Below are 2,513 nucleotides of genomic sequence, written 5' to 3'. Positions count from 1 at the left end.
CGCGTACGAGCGCGATGCCTCGCGCTCGTACGAGCCCTCGCCGGCAGCCGCGCTCTCGCTCTCGGCCGCCCGCGCGTCCTCGCCCGTGCGGAAGTCGTCAGCCGCGCTGCGGTCCTCGGCCTCGCGCGAACCGCCGGACATCCGCGAGTCGTCAGCCGTGCGTCGCTCCTCAGCCGAGCGCTCCTCCTGGGAGGCACGGAAGCTCTCTTGCGTCCGCGACGTGTCGGACGCGCGGGACTCCTCACCCGTGCGCGTCTCGGCTCTGTCCGAGCTGTCGGACAGCCGCGTGCGCTCGGACGCGGACGAGCCCTCGGACATCCCCGAGTCGTCCGCCGCGCGCCAGGTCTCGGAGTCGCGCGGGCCGTCGGCCGCGCGCCGTCCTTCGGACGTGCGCGACCCTTCGGACGCGTACCGGTCGCCGGAGCCGCTGCGGGAGTCCGTTCCGGCGCGTCCCTCGGCGATCTGCGGGTCGTCGCTGTCGCGGAGCATGCCGGACGCGCGGAGAACCGACGCGTCGCGCGGCGCGCCCGTGTCGGCGTCACGGTCGAAGTCGTCGCGGTCGCCGAAGGAGCGGCCGGACGCCGGGCGGCGCGGGGCGAGGGAGTCGGAGTCCTGGGAGATGGCGGTGTCGCGCAGGATCGCCGCCTCGCGGGCCACGGCCTCGCGGGCGGCGATGTCGCGGGAGGCGGTCTCCCGGCCGGGACGGGCGGGCGGTTCCTCCCGGCGGAGCGGGGCGGGGGCGTCGGGACGGACGGGGAACTCGCGCGGGCCGCCGTCCAGCGACCGCGGGGAGTCGTCGCTGAACGAGACGGGGTCGAACGCGCGCCGCGCCTCGGCCGGGCGCGCCGGGTCGGCGTGGTCGTCGCCGGAGAGGCCGCGGGAACGGCCGGACATCCCGGACGGCGCGCCGGAGTCGGAGACGACCTTCATCGCCGGACGGCGCGGGACGAGCGGGGTGACGGTGTCGGACAGGGCGTCGTCGTCCCACTCGACGGAGGTCAGCCGCGCGGCGACCTCGTCCAGCGGCGTGGCGAACCGGCGGCGCGGGTCGAAGGACCACTCGGCGGCGTGCGGACGCCCGCTCTCGAAGAACGACAGCCGGATCCGCCAGGTGCCGTCCTCGCACTTCCAGGAGTCCCACTCGACCTCTTCGAGGTCGACGCCGCCGCGGCCGAGCCGCTCCTCGACGGTCTCGCCGAGCGGCGGGCCGGGCTGGGTCTCGCCCGGCCGGCGCACCGCGACCCGCTGCGCCTGCTGGGCCATGTACTCGCGTTCCTGCAGGACGGGGCCCTCGAACCAGCGGACGCGTTCGACGGGGATGCCCGCGGACTCGGCGATCTCCTCCGCGGTCTCACCGGACCGGATGCGCGCCTGGATCTCCTTGGGTCGCAAGGGACTCTCCACTTCGATCTCGAACTGGCCGAGGCGGGAGAAGTGCCCTCGCACGGCTGCGCGCAGCCGGTCGTCGACGGGCAGGGTGAACCGGGTGCCTCGGCCCGCGGTGGCCAGGACGAGGTACGTACCGTCCTCGCTGACCGCGACGAGGCGCAGCTCCTGCATGCGTGTCCTTCCTGCCCTGTCCCAACGGCACCGGAGGGGTGCCGAACCACACGCCCGTTCGCGAGTCCGCCTCCCCGCGCTCGCACCGGCCGGTCGTTCGGTCCCCACCAGGGGCGCATGCGTGCCCTTCCCCCGGATTCCCGAGTCTCTCTTTCGGACACACCTGCTGCCAGCACCGTACCCGGCATGTCCGAACATCGCCGCTCTCAAAGCCCTCATCACAGCGGTGAAGAGGGCCTCCGACCAAGCTTGCCCGTCCCGCGCGCCCGCCGGGGGCGGACTACCCGATTCTTGTGGATCCTTTTCCACACTGTGCCTGACCGGCCCGCACGGCCCCGGTTCCGCGGCGTTCTCCCTCTGCGGCGCCCCGTTTCGGGGCGTTGCGATCGTCACGTCCGGTATCGGAACAACGCCGGAGCCGCGGTGAGTTCCTGATTGTGGGGGGCATAGGGAAGTCCACTGGGCAGGGAGGGAAGATTTCATGGCGCAGCGGAAGCTGCCGGAGCTGAGCGCCACACAGCTGATCGCGAGTGGGGCGGCGACCGTGGTCGCCGCCTACGGAGCGTCCTACCTGGGGGTGTACGGGACGATCATTGGTGCCGCGTTCATGAGTGTGGTGTCGACGGCGGCGTCCGTGGTCGGCAAGCACTACCTGGATCAGGGCACCGAGCAGTTCAAGGAGCGCGCGCACCTGGCGGCGTCCGAGCACGAGGCCGACCCGGGGGAGGCGGCCCGCGCCGCGACCAGCGCCGCCGCGACCCGGGCCGCGGGCTCGCCGCTGACCGCCGAGGTCCCCGCTCCCGTCTCCGTCAGGGCCGCGGACGCCCGTATCGCCGGTGCGCCGCCCCACCCGTCCCACCGGGTGCACGCGCCCGCGAGAAGGGCCGCTGGGGCCGCCGGAGCGGCAGGGGCGGCGGGGGCCGCAGCGCCGAGGGGCTGGGCCGCGCAGCCCG

The 2,513-nt window shown here is 74.5% G+C and carries 1 protein-coding gene and 1 pseudogene; one reads left to right on the top strand and one right to left on the bottom strand.

Features of this window, described 5'->3' with window-relative positions; genetic code table 11:
- A partial coding sequence (sepH, locus tag AB0J52_RS36000; RefSeq protein WP_500187388.1) for a septation protein SepH occupies positions 1-1,560 on the bottom strand: 1,560 nt, incomplete at its 3' end.
- Between the two features lie 481 nt (positions 1,561-2,041).
- On the opposite strand from sepH, the pseudogene AB0J52_RS35995 reads away from it, so the two are divergent.
- Positions 2,042-2,513: pseudogene (locus AB0J52_RS35995) on the top strand (hypothetical protein); the annotation flags it as partial.

This window comes from Spirillospora sp. NPDC049652, from assembly GCF_040675125.1.
GTDB lineage: Bacteria > Actinomycetota > Actinomycetes > Streptosporangiales > Streptosporangiaceae > Spirillospora.
Note: the sequence above shows the minus strand (reverse complement) of the source record. Positions and strands in the feature narration are given on the sequence as shown.